The following is a 2,378-nucleotide window of genomic DNA, read 5'->3' as shown; positions in this document are numbered from 1 at the left end:
AACGCCACCTCACAACGCCCCATCCACTCCGCGAACACCGGAGAAACCGCCCACAACTCCGCACCCATCCCCACCCACTGCGACCCCTGACCAGGGAACACAAAGGCAACACGGCCCCGGGTGTCCGTCACGCTGCCGGTGATCACACCGGGAGCGGACGTACCGAGGCTCAGCGCCTCAAGGGCGGACAGCGCTTCGGTACGGTCCTCTGCGACGAGCACGGCCCGGTGGTCGAGATGGGAGCGTCGGGTCACCAGTGCGTGTCCGACGTCGGGGAGCGAGATCGCCCCGTCACCGGCGAGCAGGGTGCGCAGGCGGTCCGCCTGGGCGCGCAGGGCGTCCTCACTCCTGGCGGAGAGCAGCAGCGGTACGGGGCCGTGGTCGTCCTGGACGGCGTCGTCGTCGACCGCCTCGACCGCCGGAGCCTGCTCCAGGATGACGTGGGCATTGGTCCCGCTGATCCCGAACGACGACACGGCCGCCCGACGCGGACGGTCCTCCGTCGTCTCCGGCCACTCCACCGCCTCGGACAACACCGAGACCGCGCCCGTCGACCAGTCCACGTGCGGCGACGGCTCATCCACATGCAGTGTCTTCGGCAGGCCCCCGTGCCGCATCGCCAGCACCATCTTGATGATCCCCGCCACCCCGGCAGCGGCCTGGGTGTGACCGATGTTCGACTTCACCGAACCCAGCCACAACGGCCGCCCCGGCGCACGACCCTGCCCGTACGTCGCCAGCAACGCCTGCGCCTCGATCGGATCACCCAACCGCGTACCCGTCCCATGCGCCTCCACCACATCCACATCGGCGGCCGTCAGCCGGGCACTCGCCAAGGCCTGCCGGATCACCCGCTGCTGCGACGGACCGTTCGGCGCCGTCAGACCATTGCTCGCACCGTCCTGATTGACCGCACTGCCCCGCACCACCGCCAGAACGTCATGCCCCCGACGACGCGCGTCCGACAACCGCTCGACCAGCAACAACCCCACACCCTCACCCCACCCCGTACCATCCGCGGCACCCGCGAACGGCTTGCACCGGCCATCCACCGCCAGACCACGCTGTCGGCTGAACTCCACGAAGGTCGCCGGGTCGGCGAGTACGGTGACGCCGCCGGCGAGGGCGAGGTCGCACTCACCGTTGCGCAGCGCCTGCACCGCCAGATGCAACGCCACCAAGGACGACGAGCACGCCGTGTCCACGGTGACCGCCGGGCCCTCCAGACCGAAGGTGTACGAGACCCGGCCGGACACCACGCTGCTGGTGTTGCCGGTGACGAGGTAGCCCTCCACGCCGTCCGGCGCGGCGCCCATTCGTTGTGCGTAGTTCTGGGCAATGGCGCCGACGAAGACTCCGGTCGGGCTGCCCGCGAGTGTTCCGGGGTCGATGCCGGCCCGTTCGAAGGCCTCCCAGGACGCCTCCAGCAGCACGCGCTGCTGCGGGTCCATGGCCAGTGCCTCGCGGGGGCTGATCCCGAAGAAGCCCGCGTCGAACCCGTCCGCCTCGTGCAGGAAGGCACCCTCCCGCACATACGACGTCCCCGGATTCTCGGGATCCGGGTCATACAGCGCCTCGACATCCCACCCACGACCCGACGGGAACTCCGAGACCGCATCCACCTCCCCCTCCAGCAACCCCCAGAACTCCTCCGGCGACCCCACCCCACCCGGGAACCGGCAACTCATCCCCACGATCACCACCGGATCGTCCTCGACGGCAACCCCCGCCGACACCCCCTCCACCACACCCGATGGCCCCGCCCCCAACAGCTCACCGCCGAGAAAACCGGCCAACGCACGGGGGCTGGGGTAGTCGAAGACCACCGTGCTGGGCAACCGCAGACCACTGAGCACGTTGAGACGGTTACGCAGCTCGACAGCGGTCAGCGAATCGAACCCCAACTCATGGAACGCCCGCCCGACGTCGATGAGACCCGGGGCGCGGTGGCCGAGCACGGTCGCCACCTGTGTCCGTACGAGGTCCAGGAGTGCTTTCTCGCGGTCCGGCGCGGGCAACGCGGCCAGCTGATGGGCGAGCGAGGTGCTGTTCGGATCGGTTCCGGACACGGCGGTGCGGCGCACCGTACGTACCAGTGCGCGCAGCACGGGCGGGACGGGGAGCTGTTCACGACGGGCCGCGGCAAGGTCGAACTTCGCGGGAACCACCAGCGGTGCGTCGGCGCTCAGCGCCGCGTCGAAGAGCGCCAGGCCCTCGTCGGCGGAGAGCGGAAGCAGTCCGGTCCGGCCGATGCGGGCGCGGTCGCTCCGGTCGAGGCTGCCGGTCATGGTGCTGGTGTCGTCCCACAGACCCCACGCGAGCGAGACAGCCGGAAGACCACAAGCACGCCGATACCGCGCCAACCCATCCAGAAACGT

Annotated in this window: 1 protein-coding gene; it reads right to left on the bottom strand. The window is 70.0% G+C overall.

Features of this window, described 5'->3' with window-relative positions; translation table 11 throughout:
• Nucleotides 1-2,378 (bottom strand): type I polyketide synthase (locus ACWC97_RS33935; protein WP_450653667.1); only part of this gene is annotated, 2,378 nt, incomplete at both ends.

This window comes from Streptomyces sp. NPDC001108 (genome assembly GCF_053598535.1).
Note: the sequence above shows the minus strand (reverse complement) of the source record. Positions and strands in the feature narration are given on the sequence as shown.